General features: G+C 77.6%; 1 protein-coding gene. It reads right to left on the reverse strand.

Features of this window, described 5'->3' with window-relative positions:
* Positions 1–62: 62 nt before the first annotated feature.
* Positions 63–1,694 (reverse strand): prolyl oligopeptidase family serine peptidase (locus tag HYE82_RS36335; RefSeq protein WP_179178486.1); only part of this gene is annotated, 1,632 nt, incomplete at its 5' end.

The following is a 1,694-nucleotide window of genomic DNA, read 5'->3' on the forward strand; positions in this document are numbered from 1 at the left end:
CGCCAACCCCCCGCCGCCCCGCCTGGGGCCGCCACCCGGCCCGCCGCGCCCGGCCGGGCCCGTCAGCTGGTGTCCAGGCGGAGCTTCGGCACGTCCGTCCGCTCGATACCGAACACCTGGGCGTACAGGGCGAGTTCGGCCTCCAGGGCGCGGACCATGGTGTCGGCCCGGCGGAAGCCGTGCCCCTCGCCCTCGAAGGCCAGGTACGCGTACGGCACGCCCCGCCCCCGCAGGGCGGCGAGCAGCCGCTCCGCCTGGGCGGGCGGGCAGACCGCGTCGTCCAGGCCCTGCAGCAGCAGGAACGGGGCGGTGATCCGGTCGGCGAGGGCCACCGGGGACCGCTCGCGGTCGCGCAGGGCGAGGGTCTGCGGCGGCCCGGCCAGGGCCTCGACGTAGCGGGACTCCAGGTCGTGGGTCTCCTCGGCGAAGCCCCGCAGGTCCAGGACCGGGTAGCGGATGGCGGCGCACGCGTACAGGGAGGTCGCGGCGAGCGAGGCCGCGGCCGTCCAGCCGCCCGCGCTGCCGCCGCGGATGGCGAGCCGGTCCGGGTCGGCGGTGCCCTCGGCGGCCAGGGCCCGGGCCACCGCCGCGCAGTCCTCGACGTCGACGACGCCCCACTGTTCGCGCAGCCGTTCCCGATAGGCGCGCCCGTAGCCGGTGGAGCCCCCGTAGTTGACCTCGGCGACGCCGATGCCCCGGGAGGTGAAGTAGGCGATGTGCAGGTCGAGTACGGGCGGCACGTGATCGGTGGGGCCGCCGTGCGCCCAGATGACGTACGGGGGCAGTTCGTCGGCGGGGGCCCGGCGCGCCGGGTGGTGCGGCGGGTAGACGTGGGCGTGGATCTCCCGGTCGTCGGGGCCGAGGAAGGTGCGGGTCTGCGGTTCGGGATAGTAGGCGGGGTCGACCGGGTCGACGCCGGCGGCGCCGACCACGCGGGCGTGGCCGCTCTCGGTGTCGAGTTCCACCACCTCGTAGGCGCTGCGCGGGCTGGCGGCGACCCCGTAGACGCGGTGGCCGTGGGCGGCGAGGGTGGGCTGCCAGGCGGTCCAGGGGCCGGCGGCGTCGACCAGGTCGCCGCTCTCCGGGTCGAGGACGCCGAGGACGGAGGAGCCCCGGCCGTGGAGGACGGCGACGAGCCCGTCGGGCAGCGGGGCGAGCCAGCTCAGCCCGGGCTTCCACAGCGGGCCGCCGAACTCCTCCTCCCGCGGGCAGAGGTTGACGGCGGTGCCGCTGTCCGGGTCGACCCGGTACGGGTTCCACCAGCCGCCGCGGTCGCTGACCGCGAGGAGGCTGCCGTCGGTGCCCCACTCGGCCTGGGCCACGGCCTCGTCGGGCCCGCCGAGGACGGTGCGGGCGCCGGTCAGGGTGCCCTCGGCCGTGATCGCGGCGAGCCGCAACTCGGTCCCGTCCCAGGGCATCCGCGGGTGGTCCCAGACCAGCCAGGCCGCGTGCCGCCCGTCGGGGGACAGCCGGGGTCCGGTGGCGAACCGGTGCCGGCCGTCGGTGAGCTCCCGTACCCGGGAGCGGTCGTCGGCGGCCGACCCGTCCAGCGGTACGGCGGCCGGCACGCGGCGGACGTCGGTCGGCGCCGGTCCGGTGAACTCCTCCAGGACGCACCACACCTCGGTGCCGCGCAGTACCGGGTCGGCCCAGCGCAGCCCGCCGCCGAGCGGGGAGAGCGGGGTGAGGGGGCG

It is taken from the genome of Streptomyces sp. BR123 (genome assembly GCF_013401435.1).
Taxonomy (GTDB): domain Bacteria; phylum Actinomycetota; class Actinomycetes; order Streptomycetales; family Streptomycetaceae; genus Streptomyces.